Below are 19084 nucleotides of genomic sequence, written 5' to 3'. Positions count from 1 at the left end.
TTAACCCGACCGATAATGCCTATCATCCCGGCCACGTTGATTTTGAAGCTCCTGGATCTACGTATCATTTAGCCGCTGCGTTGCAGCGGCTTTTTTTCGCCACTATCTAACCGGCTTCAATGGCTCCGCTTTTTTAAGTTCTCCTTCCTTCTCGCGGCGCTTCCTCTCAACAACATCAAACGTATCGCCTTTGCTGACAAAATCCTGCAGGCACCTCATGACATGCACCGTTCTTACATAGTCAGGCTTGAGCATGGTTGCGTATTTGTCTCCCTTTAACGCTTTGGTATTCATGCTGTCGAGTTCCCTGGCAAAGAACTGAAGCGCATCAATCTCTTCATCAGGCTTCAAGGGCTTGCCGTCTTTACCGAATTCAAGAGCTGCGCGGCTCATTAAATCGGCGGTCATATTATCTATAAAGCCATAGGCAAACAGCGTTTTACCGACCTTCTCGAGATTCGCCGGCGTTATTTTTTCCGCGTCAAAGCCTTTGAACAGCGGCTTGAGGCCACCCAGTTCCATTCTCGTGGTATTAAGCGCGGACACATTGTGGCCAACTTCCATCAGCATTTTCTCAGTTTCAACTGCTCGAGGCGGAACCACTGGCGCTTTCATGGGTGTGACAATGAACGGAGGCAGATCGCCCCAAATAGTAAAGCCCATATCAAATGCTCCTGCATAAACCATGGTAATCATGGAAAATATCGGCGCTTGAGCAGAGGGCTTTATGGTAAAAATACTCGGCAGGAAAAATCCAGACAAGTACTACGCAGGGAGCAGAAAAATCTTACTTAAATAAAGGAATAAACAACAATAGTTCATCAGATAAAGTATCTAAAACTGAATTTCACATTATCGAAAACCGATCAAGCGAACCTGATCGGTCTGGGCAACATGGGATTTCCTACCTGATAAATTTTTGCAGATTGGCCATCATCTCTTTAAGGGCTTCGACATTGTCTTGCGGGTGCACAGCACCACTGAAATCGTTAATACGAGACCATTGGGCAGCAACATCTTCCGGACTGAAGCCCGCAACAGGATCAAAGCCGGCACCCAGGCTGCGCTCCCAGCGCACCTTGCCTATCCAGCCACCGCCTACTTCAAACAATGCTGAAGTGTCCTCGCACTGCTCGCTGCCCAGATACACCACCAACGGGCTGATCAACTCCGGCTTGAGCAACTCAAAGACTTGCGGCGGGATCAAGCCTTCCGTCATGCGCGTACCGCCGGTAGGTGCGATGGCATTGACCAGGATGTTGTTCTTGCGCCCTTCCAACGCCAATGTGCGCGTCAGACCATACAGACCGAGCTTGGCCGCTGCGTAGTTGGACTGGCCAAAGTTGCCGTAGATCCCGGAAGTCGACGAGGTAAAGATGACACGCCCGTAATTCTGCTCGCGAAGGTGGGGCCAGGCGGCGTGAGTGACTTTATAGGCGCCTTCCAGATGTACCCGATACACCAGGTCCCAATCGGCGTCTTCCATCTTGGCAAAGGACTTGTCCCGCAGGATGCCGGCGTTGTTGACCAGCACATCAACCCGGCCAAAGGCGTCCAGTGCGTTTTGCACGATTTTATCGCCGTCGGTGACCGAATCGTGGTTGGCTACTGCAATGCCACCCGCTTCGCGGATCTCGGCCACCACCCGATCCGCAGCGGATGCGCTGGCGCCTTCACCCTGCGCCGAGCCGCCCAGATCATTGACCACAACCTTGGCGCCATGACGAGCGAAGAGCAACGCATGCGCACGGCCCAGACCACCACCGGCTCCGGTGACGATAACGACCTTGTCTTCAAAACGTATGGATTGGCTCACGGGCAACTCCAGCAAAAGTTGTAGGGATAACAGTGTCATCCACCCTCGCTGTAGTCACAATCAACACGACCGGCGCTGAATGGTGCGCGATAACGTAGCGGGATAGCGCTCCTGCGCCAGTGACAACACAAAACCTGTGGGAGCGAATTCATTCGCGAAGGCGGCATTAAAAGCGACATCTATGCCGGGAATGTCCTGGCCTCTTCGCGAATAAATTCGCTCCCACAAAGATCATTTCAATCAGAAAGCTGATTGTTTGTCGGGACGCCTTAAACGGACTTCCCCAACAACTCAATGAACGTCCCCAGCCACGGCTCGGCGTCGGTTTCCGGGGTGACGCTTTCACTGGCGTCCAGGCGCAACATTTCCTGCACTTCAATCACACCCAGCTCTGCGAACAACTCACGAATCTGCTCACCGCCGCCACAGAACGTGTCGCCATAGCTGGCATCGCCCAGGCCGATCACACCGCCTGGCAGGCCACGCCATTGCGCAGGCAAAACGTCACGAATCTGCGAGTAGACTCCATGAATGTTATCCGGCAACTCACCCATGCCCGTAGTGGATGTAACGCCCAGCAAAGCCTGAGGCGCGAATGCCTGAAGTTCGGAGAGGGTCACGCGCGGGTTGTGCAGCACTTCATGTCCGGCAGTGCGGAGAATACCTGCGGCATGACGAGCCACTTCTTCAGCCGACCCGTAAACCGAACCGGAAATGATGGCGACTTTCATGAATCATCCTTTTATGACCATCTGGAAACGTCGGACATTATGCCTCATGCGAGCGGATGACCTAGAATGCTGGATGTGCAACTTGCTTCGGAACACTTTCATGATCAACGCAAAGCTACTGCAGCTGGTGGTCGACGCCTCCAATGACGGCATTGTCGTCGCCGAGCAGGAAGGTGAGGACAATATTCTCATCTATGCCAACAAGGCCTTCGAAGCACTGACGGGCTACCCGATGGACGACATTCTTTATCAGGACTGTCGCTTTTTACAGGGCGAGGACCGCCAACAGCCTGAGCTGAATCTGATTCGTGAAGCACTGACCAACAAGAAGGCCTGCCGCCAGGTACTGCGTAATTATCGCAAGGACGGCAGCGTGTTCTGGAATGAGCTGTCGATTACTCCAGTGTTCAATGATGCCGACCAGCTCACTTACTTCATCGGCATCCAGAAGGACGTTACACGACAGGTCCAGGCCCAGGCACGAGTAGTGGAACTGGAAGCGGAGCTTGCCGCTGTCCGACAAGAACTGGCGGCCTTGAAAAAGAACCCGTGATTGCAACAAAATGTTGAATCCACGGTCTGCTTCTCCACTGATCGAGATCCCAGAGCGACGTCATGCCACACGAAACCCTTCTCACCCAGGCTGAACTGGATTTCATCCAGAACATGCAGCACAACCCCAAGCTGAACGTGCGCGATGCGACACGCAGCTTGACGGTTAACGGTGGAAGACAGATTCAGGACTTATTGACGCGTCTGGCTGCTCACGAGCAGGTGACCATTCAGGCTCAGTTCGACAATCAGCAAATGACGTTCCCGCTGCATCTGGTAGAAGACGAATTTCACGCCTTGCACCTTGAGCTGGGAGCCCCTTCCATTTTCGAGGAAGGGCCACGTATCAGACCCTGGCGTTTGACGCTGCCGGAACCGGTAGCGCTGGAAACCGAAAAAGGTGCAATGACCGCCTTGTGGGTCTATGAGATTTCGTTCAAGGGCGTGTTGCTGGAGAACCGCAGAAACACTCGGCCGCCGAAAGTATTTGCCGCCTGGTTTTCGCCCGAGGGACACCCCCCCATTGCCCTGCGCGGGACTTTCGAGCGCCTGACCGAGTCAGGACTGGCGGCTTACCGGCTCAGTCAGCACAACAAGGAAGAAACCGAGCGGCTGCGTCAGTACATCCTGCAACAGCATCGGAAAATCTTTCCGACGATGCATCGCTGAAGCCTGTCAGGTATCGAGCCGACCATTCAAATACTGCTGCAAGCCACGCTGCATTGATCGCCCGTCGCTGCCCAAGCAGGCAACCGGTGAACCTTCAAGGCTCTCGCGCGCCAGATCGGAACCTTCTCCAGCCATTAACACGGGACAATCCAGTGTCAACGCAAGACGTTTAAGCCGCTGTGGTAGATCAATCGCTGGCGGAAGATTGCTGTAAAGCACTACGGCCAAAGGGCTGACTTTGCCACACACCAGGCTCAGTTCTTCTAGCGGCTGCCCCAAGGCCAGCACCTGAATGTCCACTTCGCTGCTGCTGATCAATAGCCCTGTAACCCACAGCTCCAACTCTCGACACTGGCCCGGGATGGCCGCCAGGATCACCTTATGCTGCGCAAAGGCGCTGGCCATTTGCAGACGCTGGAGGGTCCGCGCGCGCAAGAAACTGTCGAGAAACAGCCACTCGCTGGCCTGACCAAACCGTTCACGGTGCAACAGCAATTCGCGCCACACGGGCATGAAGATGTCCTGGAACACTACTGGTATGGGGTAGCTGGCAAAAATCTGGCCATAGAGCTGCTCCAGACGACGCTCATCAAAACCGCCAATCGCCTTGCGGATCTGATCGTGCCAGTCAGCCCAGTCGCTGGATTGCACATCACTTTCCAACGCCGCAGGTTGCGGCCGAACGGTGCTGGTGCGGGCCAGAATCTTGCCAACCTTGCTGACCGCGACGCCCCGCTCGATCCAGCCCAGAATGCTGCGCACCTCTTCGATGTCGCTTTGGGAGTAAAGCCGGTGGCCGCTTTCCGTCCGGGTGGGCTGAATCAGGCCGTAACGGCGCTCCCAGGCACGCAGGGTCACCGGATTGATGCCGGTAATGCGGGAAACCTCGCGGATAGGGAATAGCTCTTCCTGCTCAAGGCCCACCTGCCGGACATTAGCGGACGAGTGGTCAGTGGTGGTCTCGGTCATGACAAGGATCGCTTGGAAACAAGCGTCCTATTCTACGCTTGCCTACGGCTCATTTCGCCAGAAGGACGACGTCAATTCATCATCCGCAAGAGAATATGCCCGACCCTATGGCTTATTTACGGAATTCAGGAATAATCCTTGCTTGCTTAATAGCGAACCTGACGCAGCCCATCACCCCGGTGCCGCGCCATGTGAATTCCCTACCCGGGAACCTCACTCGTTTATCGGAGATACACAATGTCTACCACCCCCGTTACCCTGCTGGTTGCGCGCCGCGTAGCCGATGGCCGCTATCAGGAACTGATCGCCTGGCTGCATGAAGGCGAGCAACTGGCCACTGATTTCCCCGGTTATCTGGGTTCGGGTGTACTTGCCCCGCCGCCGGGTGACGACGAATTCCAGATCATCTTCCGTTTCGCCAATGCCGAAACCATGCACGCATGGGAGCATTCTGCCTCCCGAAGCTCCTGGTTGGTGCGCGGCAGTGGTTTGTTCGCACAACCTTCCCAGCATCGTGTCAGTGGAATTGACGGCTGGTTCGGCGCCGCTGGCCAGCGTCCACCGCGCTGGAAACAGGCGGTCGCGGTTTGGCTGGCGTTCTTTCCGGTGTCCTTGATCTTCAACTTTGTGCTTGGTCCGCTGCTCAACGACCTGCCGTTGGCGCCTAGGATCATGATCAGCACACTGATTCTCACCCCGCTGATGGTGTTCTGGTTCATTCCGCTGTCGACGCACTTATTGGCGTCCTGGATGAACCCCGCGCCGACGCCGCGACAGGCAAGTGCCGAGTCGGTGCGCAGTAACTGATTCAGGACTCATCGCACAGGATTCCGTTGGAGCGAGGCTTGCCCGCGAAGAAAGATGACACGGTGTGCCTGCTAGACCGCAGCTCCCGATTCGCGGGCAAGCCTCGCTCCAACAAGTTCTGTATATGCAGATGATTATTTTTGCCTGATCGGAACGCTCTGGAGCTCAATGCCCCCGTCGCAACAAACTTCGGTATGCTATGCGTTCTCGTAAGGACATCCCCCGAACGCATGCTGAATAGTCGCTAAATGAATAATCCGATTCTGATCACCGGGGCCAGTCAGCGAGTGGGTCTTGAGTTGGCAATCGCGCTGGCCGAGGCAGGCCACATCGTCGTCAACGCCAGCCGCACTATTGCGCCCGCCTCAGCGCATCCCAATATCGTGTCGTTTGCGGTGGACCTGCAGGTCGCCGAAGAGCGCATGGCTCTGGTGGCCTGGCTGCAGTCCAACTATTCAGGCCTGCGGGCCGTGATTCACAACGCCTCGCTGTGGCTGGATGACGGCATCGACAACCTGAATACAATGTTCAAGCTGCACGTTGAAGCGCCCTACCACCTCAATCACGAACTTGCACCGCTGCTGGCCGAAAGTGCCAAGTCGGACATCATCCATATCTGCGATGAAACCTCTTCCCGTGGCAGCAAGAGCCATATCGCCTACGCCGCAACCAAGGCGGCGCTGCAAAATATGGTTCTCTCCTTCGCAGAAAAGCTCGCCCCCGATACCCGGGTGAACGCAATCCTGCCAGGCCTGCTGATCCTCAAGGAAAACAGCGATGAGGCCTATCGGAAACAGACTTTGAAAAAGGCTCTGCTGGAGTTTGAACCCGGCTCGCAGCCCTTGATCGACGCCGTGTTCTATCTGCTCAATACGCAATACAGCACGGGCAGCAGCGTGGTCGTTAATGGCGGCCGACATTTAAAAAAAGGAGTTTAAATGATCGATTCGAAAAAAGTGATTTACCTGCCCCGGTGGATCAAGATCAGCGTCATATCCGCGCTCGCCGTCTGCCTTATCGCTTCTATCTATATTTCGCTGTCGTTTGTCGGTGTGCCAGATCACAGCGACTGGATTCTGCTGTCGCTGTCGATCGCCCAATTGGCCGCAACCGCACTGGTGATTTCGCTGGTACTGATCTTTGGCGAGCGCGAAGCCAACCTGCAGTTTCTCATCAACAAGACCGAGTCGCTGTTAAGGATTCAATTGCCAAAAATGCTCGGCAGAGTTGAAGACTCCGCCGGCAACAAGGCGAAAGTGACGGTCTCGGAAATCAACAATATTTTCGGCGCCAACTACACCCTGAGCACACCCAGCACCGAGATGAAGATGTGGGTGGGTTTTAATGTTGATCGAATCATCATTGCCTACTTCATTCCCAATATCACCCATACGCCGCCGGTAAAGGATATTTTCCACTACACCTTCAGCGGTGCGGAGTCGGTGGGTTACAAGGTCAATTTCGAAGAAGCGACGTCACTGGATACCGGCGAACAGGTGTTATCGATCTGGTGTACCTGGCCCGCGATTCAGGACAGCTCTAACCTGTCAACAGAACTGCTGAGCAACCCCGAGAAGAAACTGTTCATTATTCAGGACATCGCGATGATGACTCAGTCATTTATCCGCACCGCCGAGCGCAACGCAGTGCCATTGCTCACCCAGTGCGATCCGGGCCCGTTATGATGAAGGCCTTCGATCCCCATTCAACGTCGCAGGACCATCATGACTGACCAACAACGCCTCGAACTCGAAGCCGCCGCCTTCCGCAGGCTGGTGGCGCATCTGGACAGCCGCAAGGATGTGCAGAATATCGACTTGATGAACCTCTCCGGCTTCTGCCGCAACTGTCTGTCCAAGTGGTACAAGGCAGCGGCCGACGAGAAGCACATCGACGTCAGCCTCGATGAAGCCCGCGAAGTGGTGTACGGCATGCCGTACAGCGAGTGGAAAGCCCAGTACCAGAAAGAAGCCAGCGCCGAACAACAAGCGGCGTTCGTCAAGGAACCCAAGCATGACTGATTTGAACACCCTGCGTGCCAGCCTCAACAGCGGCGAACATCTCTTCGCCGACACCCTGGCATTCATCGCGGCACGTTATGACTACCAACCTCAAGCCTTCAGCAATGGCGGTGTGGATAGTGCCGCTGGCCAAAACGAGGGCTCGTGCAAGACCCTGGGCCTGGCACTGCTCGAAGGCCTGAGTGATGAAGAAACCCTGCTGGCATTCGGTGAACACTACCGCTCGGTAAAAGCCACGCCTGAGGGCAGCGACCACAGCAATATTCGTGCGCTGATCGCCAACGGGTTGGCGGGCGTGAAGTTTGCGGGCGAGCCGCTTACGCGTAAGGCTTGAGCCTCACTGCTGGACCTGTAGGAGTTCACCGAGGTTACGAGGCCAGCGATGGCGACGTGTCTGTCGCACCGCGTCGTTTGCAATCGCGGGCAAGCGCGCTCCTACAACCTGTAGTCCAAAAAAAACCGGCCTGGGCCGGTTTTTTTTATTGCTGCTGAACAATCGCTATCAGAACGAAACGTCAGCCAGCCCATCCAGATACCGCTCGGCATCCAATGCGGCCATGCAGCCCGCGCCCGCTGAGGTAATTGCCTGACGATAGACGTGGTCAGCCACGTCGCCCGCTGCAAACACGCCTTCAACGCTGGTAGCCGTGGCGTTGCCTTCACGGCCGCCCTGCACAACCATGTAGCCGTCTTTCAACGCCAGTTGGCCTTCGAACAGCGAAGTGTTCGGCGTGTGGCCGATGGCGATGAATACACCATCAACTTTCAGCTCGGAGCTGCTGCCGTCGTTGTTCTTCAGGCGAGCACCGGTCACGCCCATATTGTCACCCAGGACTTCATCCAGCGTGGCGTTGAGCTTGAGTTCGATCTTGCCTTCAGCAACCCGTGCATGGAGCTTGTCGATCAGGATCTTCTCGGCGCGGAAGGTCTCACGGCGGTGGACCAGAGTCACCTTGCTGGCGATGTTGGCCAGGTACAGTGCCTCTTCAACGGCTGTGTTACCACCACCCACGACAGCGACCGGCTTGTTGCGATAGAAGAAACCATCGCACGTGGCGCAGGCAGAAACACCTTTGCCCATGAACGCTTCTTCCGACGGCAGGCCCAAGTAGCGGGCACTGGCGCCGGTGGCGATGATCAGAGCGTCGCAGGTATAGGTCCCGCTATCGCCCTTGAGGCTGAACGGCTTGCCCGCCAGGTCGACGGCATTGATGTGGTCGAAGACGATTTCGGTTTCGAAACGCTCGGCGTGTTCACGCATGCGATCCATCAGTGCCGGACCGGTCAGACCATGCACGTCGCCGGGCCAGTTATCGACCTCGGTGGTGGTGGTCAACTGACCGCCAGCCTGCATGCCGGTGATCAGCAAAGGCTTGAGGTTGGCACGCGCGGCATACACGGCAGCGCTGTAACCGGCAGGGCCGGAGCCGAGAATAATCACTCGGGAATGACGTACATCGGACATGACACACTCCTATCGACCGGCCTTTATCGCCGTGGTCGTGACGGCTGGAATAAAAAAGGACCACCGAAAGCACTTGGGGAAGGCCTGTAGCACGGTAATCCTGAAATTTGGAAGCTGCGGCCGCAACCGCAGCAACGTCTTACAGGCTAGTAGCGTTTTCAGCTAGGTAGTCAGCGACGCCACGAGCGTCAGCTTTCATACCCTTCTGACCCGGACGCCAGCCTGCCGGGCAAACTTCACCGTTTTCTTCGGTGAACTGCAGCGCTTCAACCAGACGCACCATGTCGTCTACATCGCGACCCAGCGGCAGGTTGTTAACCACCTGGTGCTGAACCACACCGTCGCGGTCGATCAGGAACGAAGCACGCAGGGCAACGCCAGCATCGTGCTCGATACCGTAGGCACGGGTGATTTCGTGTTTCACGTCGGCGACCATGGTGAATTCGACTTCACCAATACCGCCCTTCTCCACCGGGGTGCTGCGCCATGCGTAGTGCGTGAACTGCGAATCGATGGAAACGCCCACCACCTCAACACCCAGCTCGCGGAATTTGGCGATGCGGTTATTGTGGGCGATGATTTCCGAAGGGCAAACGAAGGTGAAATCCAGCGGCCAGAAAAACAGCACAACGTATTTGCCACGCAGCGAGGACAGTTTGAAGCTGTCGACGATAGAACCGTCGCCCAGTACTGCTGCTGCATCGAAATCCGGTGCCTGTTTATTTACCAGTACGCTCATGAAGTCTCCTAGAAGAAAAAATGTAAAGAGATCGGCTCAGAAAGTGAAGCCAAGCCTATCGGGGGTGCAGAGATTAAGGAAATATCGATTCACAATCCAGCTCATAGGCAACCTCTATGCACCTGATCCGACAATACGGCCGACGACGTGGGCAGACTTTACGCTCATCGGTTTGTTACCGCGAATGTCCAACAGATACACCTAGAGAACCCGGGATATGTGAAAAACGCCGAACGTGTAGGAGCTCACCGAGGTTACGAGGCCAGCGATGGCGGTGTGTCAGAATGCCCGCCATCGCGGCCTCGCGTAGCTCGTGCGCTCCTACAGGCTTATAGAGCTTCCTCCAACACCCTTTCACCCTCCCACCAAAGCCGGTAAGGTCGCGCAATTCTCTTATCTGGAGGCTGCCATGCCTGCTCCCGCGCTCTCGGGCCCGCAATACCTGCGCGAAGGCCTGAAACTGGTCCTCAGTCCAGGCTTGCGTCTTTTCGTTTTGCTGCCGCTGACGATCAACCTGGTGCTGTTCGCCGGCTTGATCTATCTGGCCATGCATCAGTTCGGCATGTGGGTCGATACCTTTATGCCAGAGCTGCCGCAGTGGCTCAGCTTCCTCAGCTATATCCTGTGGCCGCTATTCGTAGCGCTGGTGGTGTTCATGGTGTTCTTCACCTTCACCATGATCGCCAACATTATCGCGGCGCCTTTCAACGGTTTCCTGGCAGAAAAGGTCGAAGTGGTGGTGCGCGGCACCGATGACTTCCCGGCCTTCAGCTGGGGCGAACTGGTGGCCATGGTGCCCCGCACCTTTGGCCGGGAAATGCGCAAACTGGGTTACTTCCTGCCGCGCGCCATTGGTCTGTTCATCCTGTCCTTCATTCCGGTCGTCAATCTGATCGCCGCACCGCTATGGCTGTTGTTCGGCGTCTGGATGATGGCTATCCAGTACATCGACTACCCGGCGGACAACCACAAACTGGGCTGGAACGAAATGCTCGCCTGGCTGCGTTCCAAGCGCTGGCAGAGCCTGAGCTTCGGCGGGATTGTTTATGCTGTGCTGCTGATCCCGGTGGTCAATATCCTGATGATGCCCGCGGCCGTAGCCGGGGCGACGTTGTTCTGGGTAAGGGAACGGGGTGAAGAGGCGTTGTTGACGAATAAGGTGTAAATACTCAGAGGCCCCAGATGGGGCCTTTTTATTACTTGAACCAGTTTAAATAAATCGTGCCACACTGAAGCCCAAATAAAATAATAGGAAACATCCTACACACTCTAAATATTGTTCTTACATCACCCTTAAAACCCCACCCAATTGCCAACGGCAAACTTCTGCCTGTATCGGCACAAGCTTGCCGACACTAACAAAGCAGATATGTAGGACTTGTCTGTAGGAGTATATTTGAGACAACCTTCTTCACCCTATAACCATTGACGCTTCAAGCACCGCATTCAAAAACATTGAAACTGGCACTGTTGTTGCTGATACAGCAAAAAAAACAGGAGAACCACAACAATGGAAATCAACAACACTATTGCCGCAAAAAAACAACCATTAAAAACAGAGAAAGCAGCCAACGCTCAGGCGGCGCAGTTCGCCGAGATATTCAAACTGGTCACAAAATCCAAGCCCACCGAACAACCCAAATCAGCCCCTGCAACGCTGACACGGCCCCCCCCGCCGCGTTCACCTCTGGAACTGAAAAGCCTCAACCCTGTGGGCGAAACTCACAAACCCCAAGCGGCGGCAATGGAGAGAGTGGGTAATTCGCGGGTATTGCCTTTTGTTTCTTCAAGCAACCGATAAGCCACGGGAGTATTCCATGCAGGTTAACAACGATAACAAGGCCCAACCCTCAATGGCCGGGTTGCCAGAACCCGTGAAAAATGTGATCAGTACACCAGATGGCACGCCATCGTTCTCAACGGTCCTGACTCAGGTAACACCGTGTTATGAGCCTCAGCGACAGCTACCGGGTCGGATACCAAATCTGGAGATCAGGGAGAGCATCATGAGAGACGCAAGGTCCTCTCCTGAGGAAGCCTACAACCTTGCACATACGTATGCCTTCAACTCACTGACAATGCCGCTCGTGACATCACTGACAGTGGTCCCTCAACGCTATGCAACCGGCGAACTGATCACCGAGGAATCAAAGGCTTACTTCCAAAATACTATGCTCGCCATGCAGCGCGAGCGGACAGAACTTTATAAAGCAGAGATGGACAAGGGCACTCCCCCCGTGGAAATCGTCGAAAAAATCCTGAATTTCAACGACTCGCTGCCCCCTCGATTTCTTGACATGTGCGCTTGGTAAACAAAGGTTCGCACCCGCACAATGTGCAGGTGCGAACCTGATTAATCACCAATCGACAGTGATGCGACCGACCTGCCCCGCAATAGGGGCTGGACCAGAAGGAGACAGCTTCAGCTCATAATAAAACGGCTGCTTCGCGAGAAGGCCTTTGAACGCCGGCGTAGACCCAACTCGATTTCGAGACACATCGATACACCTGTGGGCGGCTTGGCAAAGTTGCACCTGCAATCCTCGGGGCCATCCCTGGACATTCCAATTCCAGCTCACGTTTTGGATAATTTGCCCCGCCCTCACACTAGCTGAAACTGGAACCCGTGCGGTATAGACATACCCCTTGGAATGCAGCACCGGCAAGTTGACAGAGGACGAGTAACTCCCTGCCATTGCCTGCTGTGAGCAAAAAACTGCAATAGAAGCAAAGAGTGCAGACGTAATGATACCTTTCAACTTTTTATAGTTTTTCATTTTTTCTTCCTGAAATTTGGATACAAACCTGCTGATCCGTAACTTCGAATCGTGCAGGCTCAAGGTATCGGAGCAGCTCTACTTATGAGCTTTGCCTCTCGACACATCCAACGTTACTCAGGAAGAAACCGGCAACCGCACTAATCTTATATATCTAACTGGATTTATTTATTGGCGCACCACACTAGCTTTTGGCACTAAATAAAACACCCCTGCGCCTTAATTAATTACCTACGCAACCCATTGCACTTGCTATTCACTGTTAGCGGCGGCGTTGGTTATTCCTGCAGACCGTCACAAATCCATCACCCGACCGCCACATAACCGCAACCATCGCAGCCGAGACTGGCTGTCATGAGCAAATCTCTTCATGTCACCCTCATCACCGAAACCTTCTCTCCCGAAATCAATGGCATCGCCACGACCCTGGGGCGGCTTTGTGACGGGTTGCGTTTGCGTGGGCATCGGGTCGAGTTGGTTCGGCCTCGTCAGGCGGAAGATACCGGCCCTCCGGCGGATGACCTGATGCTGTGTCGCGGCTGGCCGATTCCGGGCTATCCAGGGTTGCAGTGGGGGCAGTCGTCGATGCGTAAATTGCTGCGCCGTTGGCAGCGCCAGCGCCCGGACGTGCTGTATATCGCCACTGAAGGCCCACTTGGGTTGTCTGCCCTGCGTGCCGCGCGGCGTCTGGGGATTGCAGTGGTCAGTGGCTTTCATACCAACTTCGCGCAGTACGCTCGGCAATACGGGATTGGCATGATCAGCCGCATCCTGACCCATTACCTGCGCTGGTTTCACAATCGCTCGCATATCACCCTGGCGCCCAGCGTGAGCCAGAAGATGGAGTTGGAGCGACGGGGTTTCGAGCGGATCGAGTTGTTGTCCCACGGTGTGGACAGCCAGCTGTTTCATCCGTCGAAACGCAGCCAGTCATTGCGCGACAGCTGGGGATTGGCAGCGGACGACGTAGCGGTATTGCACGTGGGGCGGCTTGCGCCAGAAAAGAATCTGGGGTTGCTCAAGACGGGCTTCGAGGCGCTGAAAAGCCGATACCCGCAACGGACGTTGAAGCTGATTATGGTCGGCGACGGTCCGCAACGCGCCAGCCTTGAACAGCAGATGCCGGAGGCAATTTTCTGCGGGACTCAGCGGGGTGAGACATTGGCCGCGCACTACGCATCTGGGGACATGTTTCTATTCCCGAGCCTGACCGAAACCTTCGGCAACGTGGTACTCGAAGCGCTGGCGTCCGGGCTTGGCGTTGTGGCCTACGATGAAGCGGCTGCGGCGCAACATATACGCCATGGCCACAACGGAGCGTTGGCCATGCCGGGAGATGAAGAAGCGTTTATCGATGCCGCCTGCTGGCTGCTCGAAGACAGCGAAACCTTACGCAGAGTGCGCCTCAACGCCCGGCAGCACGCAAGCCGCCAAGGCTGGGCAGCGATTATCGATCTGTTCGAACGACAGCTGCTCAGCGTTTGCCCGGTGCCGCAATTGCTGGCTCTAGGGCAAGTCCCGCGCTGAGCTGAGCTCAATCCACATCAGATCAATGTGGTCAGGGCGTCGCGGCTGAAAGGCAGGATGTCCTGCTCACGGCCTTCACGCACTTTCAACGCCCAGTCCGGATCCACCAGCAACGCACGGCCCACCGCAACCAGGTCGAACTCGTCGTTGCCCAGACGCTGCAATAGATTTTCCAGGCTGGCGGGTTGAGCGACTTTGTCGGTATTGACCATGAACTGCAGAAATTCACCATCCAGTCCGACGCTGCCCACGGTGATGGTTGGCTTGCCGGTCAACTTGCGTGTCCAGCCTGCCAGATTCAGCTCGGAGCCTTCGAATTCGGGCTCCCAGAAACGTCGTGTGGAGCAGTGGAAAATATCCACCCCCGCGTCGGACAGCGGCTTGAGAAAGGCTTCCAGCGCCTCCGGCGTTTCAACCAGTCGAGCGCTGTAATCCTGCTGCTTCCACTGTGAGAAACGAAAGATGATGGGATAGTCCGGTCCAACGGCTGCACGTACCGCCTGGATCAACTCGATGGCGAAACGCGATCGGGCAGCCAGGTCACCGCCATATTCATCAGTACGCTGGTTACTGCCCTCCCAGAAGAACTGATCCACCAGGTAACCGTGGGCGCCGTGGATTTCCACGCCATCCATGCCGATGGTCTGCGCATCTTTAGCGGCCTGAGCAAAAGCCGCGATGACCTCGGCAATGTCTGAGTGGGTCATGCCGTGGACAACCACCTGGCCATCCTTGAGTTTCTCGCTGGGGCCATACGCCGGGACGCTGCCATCGGGCTCCGTGCCCAAGCGACGCACCGCACCGACGTGCCACAGCTGAGGAACGATCTTGCCGCCCTCGGCGTGCACTGCGTCGACGACTTTTTTCCAGCCAGCCAAGGGCGCTTCGCCAAAGAACTGTGGAACGTTGGGGTACCCGTTGGAGGCCTTGTGATTGACCGTCGTGCCTTCAGTGATGATCAGCCCGACGCCAGCAGCAGCTCGTCGACGGTAATACTCGATCACCTTTGAATTGGGTACATGGCCGGGCGAGAAGGAGCGGGTCATGGGTGCCATCACTACCCGTGATGACAATTCGAGGTTGCCGAGACGAAAGGGTTTGAACAGGGCTTTGACCGGCATGTGAGCGTCCTTGATGATTTTTCAATGGCCAAGGATAGAGCGCAGCATCACAGAGGTGACAGCACTATTGATTTGAGTGATTGGGGTTTAGAAGTGGATTGGGAAATAAATGAGATCAACCTCTGTGGGAGCGAATTCATTCGCGAAGAGGCCAGAACACTCACTGCATAGTCAGCGTCTGAAAGATAGATTCGCGAATGAATTCGCTCCCACAGAGTCGGTTGCGCAATTCACAACTCAAGCCAACGCTTTTTCAATCGCCTGAATCACCGCCGGATCATCCGGTGCAGTGCGCGGGGAGAAACGGGCGATGACGCCGCCGTTTTTGCCGACCAGGAATTTTTCGAAATTCCAGGTGATGTCGCCCGGGAACTCCGCGCCTTCGCCGGCCAGCAGGCGATACAGTGAATGGCGCTGCGGGCCGTTCACTTCAAGCTTTTCGCCCAACGCGAAGGTCACGCCGTAGTTGAGGCTGCAAAACGCCTGGATCTCTTCCTGAGTACCAGGTTCCTGTCCGGCAAACTGATTGCAAGGCAGACCGAGAACGTTGAAGCCTTTGCTTTTATACGTCTGATAGAGGGTTTCGAGCGCGGCGTATTGAGGCGTCAGCCCACATTTCGAAGCCACGTTAACGACGAGAACCACTTGCCCCTTGAACGGCGCCAGCGGCAGCTCCTGTCCATCCAGAGCTTTGAGTTTCATGTCGTGAAAAGCACTCATGACCAATTCCCCCTTGACTGCAATACGTACCAGCGGCGTACTAAAAAGGCGCCTTGCCAGGCCGCGCTAACATGTCGTCTACGCGGAACCGGCCTGGGCGCCTTTTCAGCTACCTGAGCTTAGCAGCTCAGATTAATGGTGGTGACCACCTTCGCCATGGACGTGACCATGAGCGATTTCTTCTTCACTCGCGTCACGGATATCAACGATCTTCACTTCGAAGTTCAGGCGCTGACCAGCCAGAGGGTGATTGCCGTCAACGGTCACATCGTCACCATCCAGGTCGCGAATGGTCACGATCTGCATGCTGCCGTCAGGGCCGGAAGCGTGGAACTGCATGCCGACTTCAAGTTCGTCGACACCTTCGAACATGCTGCGGCTCAGAGTGCTGACCAGTTCGGCAGAGTATTCGCCGTAAGCATCTTCGGGCTCGATGGCAACTTTCAGTTCGTCGCCGACGTTCTTGCCGTCCAGCGCTTTTTCCAGACCCGGGATGATGTTGCCTGCGCCTTGCAGGTAAACCAGCGGCGCGCCTCCGGCGGAGCTGTCGATGACCTCACCAGCGTCGTTGGTAAGGGTATAGTCGATGGAGACAGCCTTGTTGGCGGCGATCGGCATGAGGGCAAGACCTTTGCTTAAGATTGAAGAACGAGCAAGTTTAACCAAGCAATCGCCCGAAAGCGAACGCAACTCTGACAGACGGCCCAATTTGCAAAACCCGACGGTGGTTGATTTCCGGCAGGACGAGGACGGTCATTGGGTCGTGGTGTTGTCGTGCGGGCACACTCAGCACGTGCGCCACCAGCCGCCGTGGCAATCCCGCGCCTGGGTTCTCGATCCAGCGCAGCGCCAGAAGAAAATAGGTGAAAGCTTTCACTGTGGCTGGTGTGCGCAGGCCTCGGATAACGATAACCTTAGGCCCCGTTGAGACGCTGCGATTCGACAGCGCCCTGATTCCCGGTCGAGGCTGATCATTGGCGCCACGACCCTTGTACTGCTTACGCTTATGCGAGAACTCTGAATGCAGACTTTCTTTATTGCGCCCACCGACTTTGGTGTGGGCCTGACGTCCATAAGCCTTGGCCTGGTGCGCACCCTTGAGCGGGCCGGCCTGAAAGTCGGCTTCTTCAAGCCCATCGCCCAGCCGCACCCGGGCGATCTTGGGCCGGAACGCTCTACGGAGCTGGTCGCTCGCACCCATGGTCTCAATCCGCCACGGCCGCTTGCGTTGTCCCATGTTGAACGGATGCTCGGCGACGGGCAGCTTGATGAGCTGCTCGAAGAAATCATCAACCTTTATCAACAGGCAGCCATCGGCAAGGACGTGCTGGTGGTCGAGGGCATGGTACCGACCCGCAACGCCAGCTACGCGGCGCGGGTGAATCTGCATCTGGCCAAAAGCCTGGATGCGGATGTGATCCTGGTTTCCGCACCCGAAAACGAAGCGCTGACCGAACTGTCCGGCCGAGTCGAACTGCAGGCACAGTTATTCGGCGGACCCAAGGATCCGAAAGTGCTGGGCGTGATCCTGAACAAAGTTCGCACTGAAGAAAGCATGGAAGCCTTCGCCACGCGCCTCAAAGAACATTCGCCGTTGCTGCGCAATGGCGACTTCCGCCTGTTGGGCTGCATTCCTTATCAGGCTGAACTCAACGCTCCGCGCACCCGGGATGTAGCCGAGTTGCTGGGTGCACATGTGATCAACGCCGGCGACTACGAACAGCGCCGCATGTCGAAGATCATCATTTGTGCGCGCACCGTGCTCAACACCGTGCAGCTGCTCAAACCGGGCGTACTGGTGGTAACCCCGGGGGATCGCGACGACATCATTCTCGCCGTCAGCCTCGCCGCGATGAATGGCGTACCGTTGGCTGGCCTGTTGCTAACCAGTGACACGGTGCCTGACCCGCGGATTCTGGAACTGTGTCGCGGCGCACTGCAAGCCGGTTTACCGGTGCTGTCGGTGAGCACAGGCTCCTATGAGACCGCCACGCAACTCAACCAATTGAACAAAGAAATCCCCATTGATGACCGGGAGCGGGCCGAGATCATTACCGATTTCGTCGCCAGCCATCTGGACGCTGCCTGGCTGCATCAGCGTTGCGGCACGCCACGGGAATTGCGCCTGTCGCCAGCGGTGTTCCGCTATCAACTGATCCAGCGCGCACAGTCGGCCAACAAACGGATTGTTCTGCCCGAAGGCAGCGAGCCTCTGACCATTCAGGCTGCTGCGATTTGCCAGGCGCGGGGCATCGCTCGTTGTGTGTTGCTGGCCAAGCCCGAAGAAGTGCATGCGGTCGCCAAAGCTCAGGGGATCGAGCTGCCGCCGGGGCTGGAGATCCTTGATCCGGACGTGATTCGCGAGCGCTATATCGTTCCCATGGTCGAGTTGCGCAAAAGCAAAAGCCTCAATGCGCCCATGGCCGAGCAGCAACTGGAAGACACGGTGGTGATTGGCACCATGATGCTGGCACTGGATGAAGTGGACGGACTGGTTTCCGGGGTCATCCACTCCACAGCCAATACCATTCGCCCTGCCCTGCAACTGATCAAGACCGCACCGGGCTGCACGCTGGTGTCTTCGGTGTTCTTCATGCTGTTTCCGGAGCAGGTGCTGGTCTACGGCGACTGCATCATGAACCCACACCCGAGCGCCAGCGAACTGGCCGAGATTGCGCTGCAAAGCGCTGACTCTGCGGTGGCCTTCGGCATTGCTCCGCGGGTCGCGATGATCAGCTATTCCAGCGGCAACTCGGCCAGCGGTGAAGAAGTGGAAAAAGTCCGGGAAGCCACGCAACTGGCCCAGGAAGCCAAACGCGACCTGCTGATTGACGGGCCGTTGCAGTACGACGCCGCGGCCAATGAAAACGTGGCGCGGCAACTGGCGCCCGACAGCTCAGTGGCCGGGCGTGCCAATGTGTTTGTGTTCCCGGACCTGAACACCGGCAACACCACCTATAAAGCCGTACAGCGCAGCGCCGATTGCGTCAGCCTCGGCCCGATGCTGCAAGGACTGCGCAAGCCGGTCAATGATCTGCCACGTGGCGCTCAGGTCGATGACATCGTCTACACCATCGCACTGACGGCGATCCAGGCCGACACCCTTCACTGACACACAACCTCGGTACACTTCGCCGCTGTCGCTTCTCTGACGACAGCGGCCGAACATT

At 56.3% G+C, this 19084-nt stretch carries 22 protein-coding genes and 1 pseudogene; 13 read left to right on the top strand and 10 right to left on the bottom strand.

The features are described from left to right. Positions 1-102 precede the first annotated feature (102 nt). From IV01_RS21930 to IV01_RS21940, 3 genes are all read right to left on the bottom strand, one after another. Positions 103-663, bottom strand: a complete 561-nt coding sequence (locus IV01_RS21930) for a hypothetical protein (RefSeq protein ID WP_032625745.1) — start codon at positions 661-663, stop codon at positions 103-105. A gap of 241 nt (positions 664-904) precedes the next feature. Then, complete coding sequence (locus IV01_RS21935) at positions 905-1816, bottom strand: SDR family oxidoreductase (RefSeq protein ID WP_032625743.1); 912 nt, start codon at positions 1814-1816, stop codon at positions 905-907. A gap of 269 nt (positions 1817-2085) precedes the next feature. After that, the gene (locus IV01_RS21940; RefSeq protein ID WP_032625741.1) at positions 2086-2547 is read right to left on the bottom strand and encodes a flavodoxin; all 462 of its coding nucleotides are present in this window, start codon (positions 2545-2547) and stop codon (positions 2086-2088) included. 100 nt (positions 2548-2647) lie between these two features. Between IV01_RS21940 and IV01_RS21945 the strand changes: the two genes are divergently transcribed. Next, positions 2648-3100 (top strand): PAS domain-containing protein, encoded by a 453-nt coding sequence (locus IV01_RS21945; RefSeq protein ID WP_032625823.1) that lies wholly within the window; start codon positions 2648-2650, stop codon positions 3098-3100. A 62-nt stretch (positions 3101-3162) separates the two neighbouring features. Then, positions 3163-3768, top strand: coding sequence for a hypothetical protein (locus IV01_RS21950; protein WP_032625739.1), 606 nt, complete (start codon positions 3163-3165; stop codon positions 3766-3768). Between the two features lie 6 nt (positions 3769-3774). Here IV01_RS21950 and IV01_RS21955 read toward each other — a convergent pair whose 3' ends face one another. After that, positions 3775-4737 (bottom strand): MerR family transcriptional regulator, encoded by a 963-nt coding sequence (locus tag IV01_RS21955; RefSeq protein WP_032625737.1) that lies wholly within the window; start codon positions 4735-4737, stop codon positions 3775-3777. 237 nt (positions 4738-4974) lie between these two features. Here IV01_RS21955 and IV01_RS21960 point away from each other — a divergent pair, with 237 nt between their 5' ends. The 5 genes from IV01_RS21960 to IV01_RS21980 all read left to right on the top strand — a co-directional run bounded on the left by IV01_RS21960 (position 4975) and on the right by IV01_RS21980 (position 7899). Further along, positions 4975-5544 (top strand): antibiotic biosynthesis monooxygenase, encoded by a 570-nt coding sequence (locus tag IV01_RS21960; RefSeq protein WP_032625734.1) that lies wholly within the window; start codon positions 4975-4977, stop codon positions 5542-5544. A 248-nt stretch (positions 5545-5792) separates the two neighbouring features. Further along, on the top strand, positions 5793-6482 hold the full coding sequence (gene folM, locus IV01_RS21965) for a dihydromonapterin reductase (RefSeq protein WP_032625732.1): 690 nt from the start codon (positions 5793-5795) through the stop codon (positions 6480-6482). Next, a complete protein-coding gene (locus tag IV01_RS21970; RefSeq protein WP_032625731.1) occupies positions 6483-7229 on the top strand; it encodes a hypothetical protein in 747 nt (248 codons plus the stop codon). Between the two features lie 39 nt (positions 7230-7268). Then, positions 7269-7565 carry a DUF1244 domain-containing protein gene (locus IV01_RS21975; protein WP_032625728.1) on the top strand — a complete coding sequence of 99 codons (297 nt, stop codon included), beginning with the start codon at positions 7269-7271 and terminating at the stop codon, positions 7563-7565. After that, entirely contained in the window at positions 7558-7899 is a 342-nt protein-coding gene (locus IV01_RS21980) for a HopJ type III effector protein (protein ID WP_032625726.1), read from the top strand. Before IV01_RS21975 ends, IV01_RS21980 begins: the two co-directional genes overlap by 8 nt. Positions 7900-8067: 168 nt before the next feature. On the opposite strand, the gene trxB is transcribed toward IV01_RS21980, so the two are convergent. Both trxB and IV01_RS21990 read right to left on the bottom strand, forming a co-directional pair. Next, positions 8068-9030 carry a thioredoxin-disulfide reductase gene (gene trxB / locus IV01_RS21985; RefSeq protein WP_032625725.1) on the bottom strand — a complete coding sequence of 321 codons (963 nt, stop codon included), beginning with the start codon at positions 9028-9030 and terminating at the stop codon, positions 8068-8070. A 139-nt stretch (positions 9031-9169) separates the two neighbouring features. Further along, positions 9170-9769, bottom strand: a complete 600-nt coding sequence (locus IV01_RS21990; protein WP_032625724.1) for a peroxiredoxin — start codon at positions 9767-9769, stop codon at positions 9170-9172. A 409-nt stretch (positions 9770-10178) separates the two neighbouring features. On the opposite strand from IV01_RS21990, the gene cysZ reads away from it, so the two are divergent. The 3 genes from cysZ (at position 10179) to IV01_RS26945 (ending at position 12081) form a co-directional block, all read left to right on the top strand. Continuing rightward, complete coding sequence (cysZ, locus tag IV01_RS21995; RefSeq protein WP_032625722.1) at positions 10179-10934, top strand: sulfate transporter CysZ; 756 nt, start codon at positions 10179-10181, stop codon at positions 10932-10934. A gap of 345 nt (positions 10935-11279) precedes the next feature. Next, a complete protein-coding gene (locus IV01_RS22000; RefSeq protein WP_032625721.1) occupies positions 11280-11570 on the top strand; it encodes a hypothetical protein in 291 nt (96 codons plus the stop codon). Positions 11571-11586: 16 nt separating this feature from the next. Further along, complete coding sequence (locus tag IV01_RS26945; protein WP_229636082.1) at positions 11587-12081, top strand: hypothetical protein; 495 nt, start codon at positions 11587-11589, stop codon at positions 12079-12081. A gap of 45 nt (positions 12082-12126) precedes the next feature. Here the strand turns inward: IV01_RS26945 and IV01_RS22010 are convergent, their stop codons facing one another. Next, the gene (locus IV01_RS22010; RefSeq protein WP_032625719.1) at positions 12127-12546 is read right to left on the bottom strand and encodes a flagellar protein FlhE; all 420 of its coding nucleotides are present in this window, start codon (positions 12544-12546) and stop codon (positions 12127-12129) included. A 354-nt stretch (positions 12547-12900) separates the two neighbouring features. Between IV01_RS22010 and IV01_RS22015 the strand changes: the two are divergent. Beyond that, positions 12901-14034: pseudogene (locus IV01_RS22015) on the top strand (glycosyltransferase family 4 protein); the annotation flags it as partial. A gap of 56 nt (positions 14035-14090) precedes the next feature. Here the strand turns inward: IV01_RS22015 and IV01_RS22020 are convergent. The 3 genes from IV01_RS22020 to IV01_RS22030 all read right to left on the bottom strand — a co-directional run bounded on the left by IV01_RS22020 (position 14091) and on the right by IV01_RS22030 (position 16532). After that, on the bottom strand, positions 14091-15194 hold the full coding sequence (locus tag IV01_RS22020) for an NADH:flavin oxidoreductase (protein WP_032625715.1): 1104 nt from the start codon (positions 15192-15194) through the stop codon (positions 14091-14093). Positions 15195-15431: 237 nt separating this feature from the next. Beyond that, positions 15432-15914: a glutathione peroxidase gene (locus IV01_RS22025; RefSeq protein ID WP_032625714.1), complete on the bottom strand. Its 483-nt coding sequence runs from the start codon at positions 15912-15914 to the stop codon at positions 15432-15434. Between the two features lie 132 nt (positions 15915-16046). Further along, complete coding sequence (locus tag IV01_RS22030) at positions 16047-16532, bottom strand: FKBP-type peptidyl-prolyl cis-trans isomerase (RefSeq protein WP_032625713.1); 486 nt, start codon at positions 16530-16532, stop codon at positions 16047-16049. Positions 16533-16545: 13 nt separating this feature from the next. Here IV01_RS22030 and IV01_RS26125 point away from each other — a divergent pair, with 13 nt between their 5' ends. Further along, the gene (locus IV01_RS26125) at positions 16546-16842 is read left to right on the top strand and encodes a DUF3565 domain-containing protein (RefSeq protein ID WP_195758742.1); all 297 of its coding nucleotides are present in this window, start codon (positions 16546-16548) and stop codon (positions 16840-16842) included. Between the two features lie 93 nt (positions 16843-16935). Further along, positions 16936-19026, top strand: coding sequence for a phosphate acetyltransferase (pta, locus tag IV01_RS22035; RefSeq protein WP_032625712.1), 2091 nt, complete (start codon positions 16936-16938; stop codon positions 19024-19026). Positions 19027-19084 lie beyond the last annotated feature (58 nt).

The sequence above is a fragment of the Pseudomonas syringae genome (assembly GCF_000737245.1).
Classification (GTDB): Bacteria; Pseudomonadota; Gammaproteobacteria; order Pseudomonadales; family Pseudomonadaceae; genus Aquipseudomonas; species Aquipseudomonas syringae_J.
This window is presented reverse-complemented; position numbering and strand designations above follow the sequence as displayed.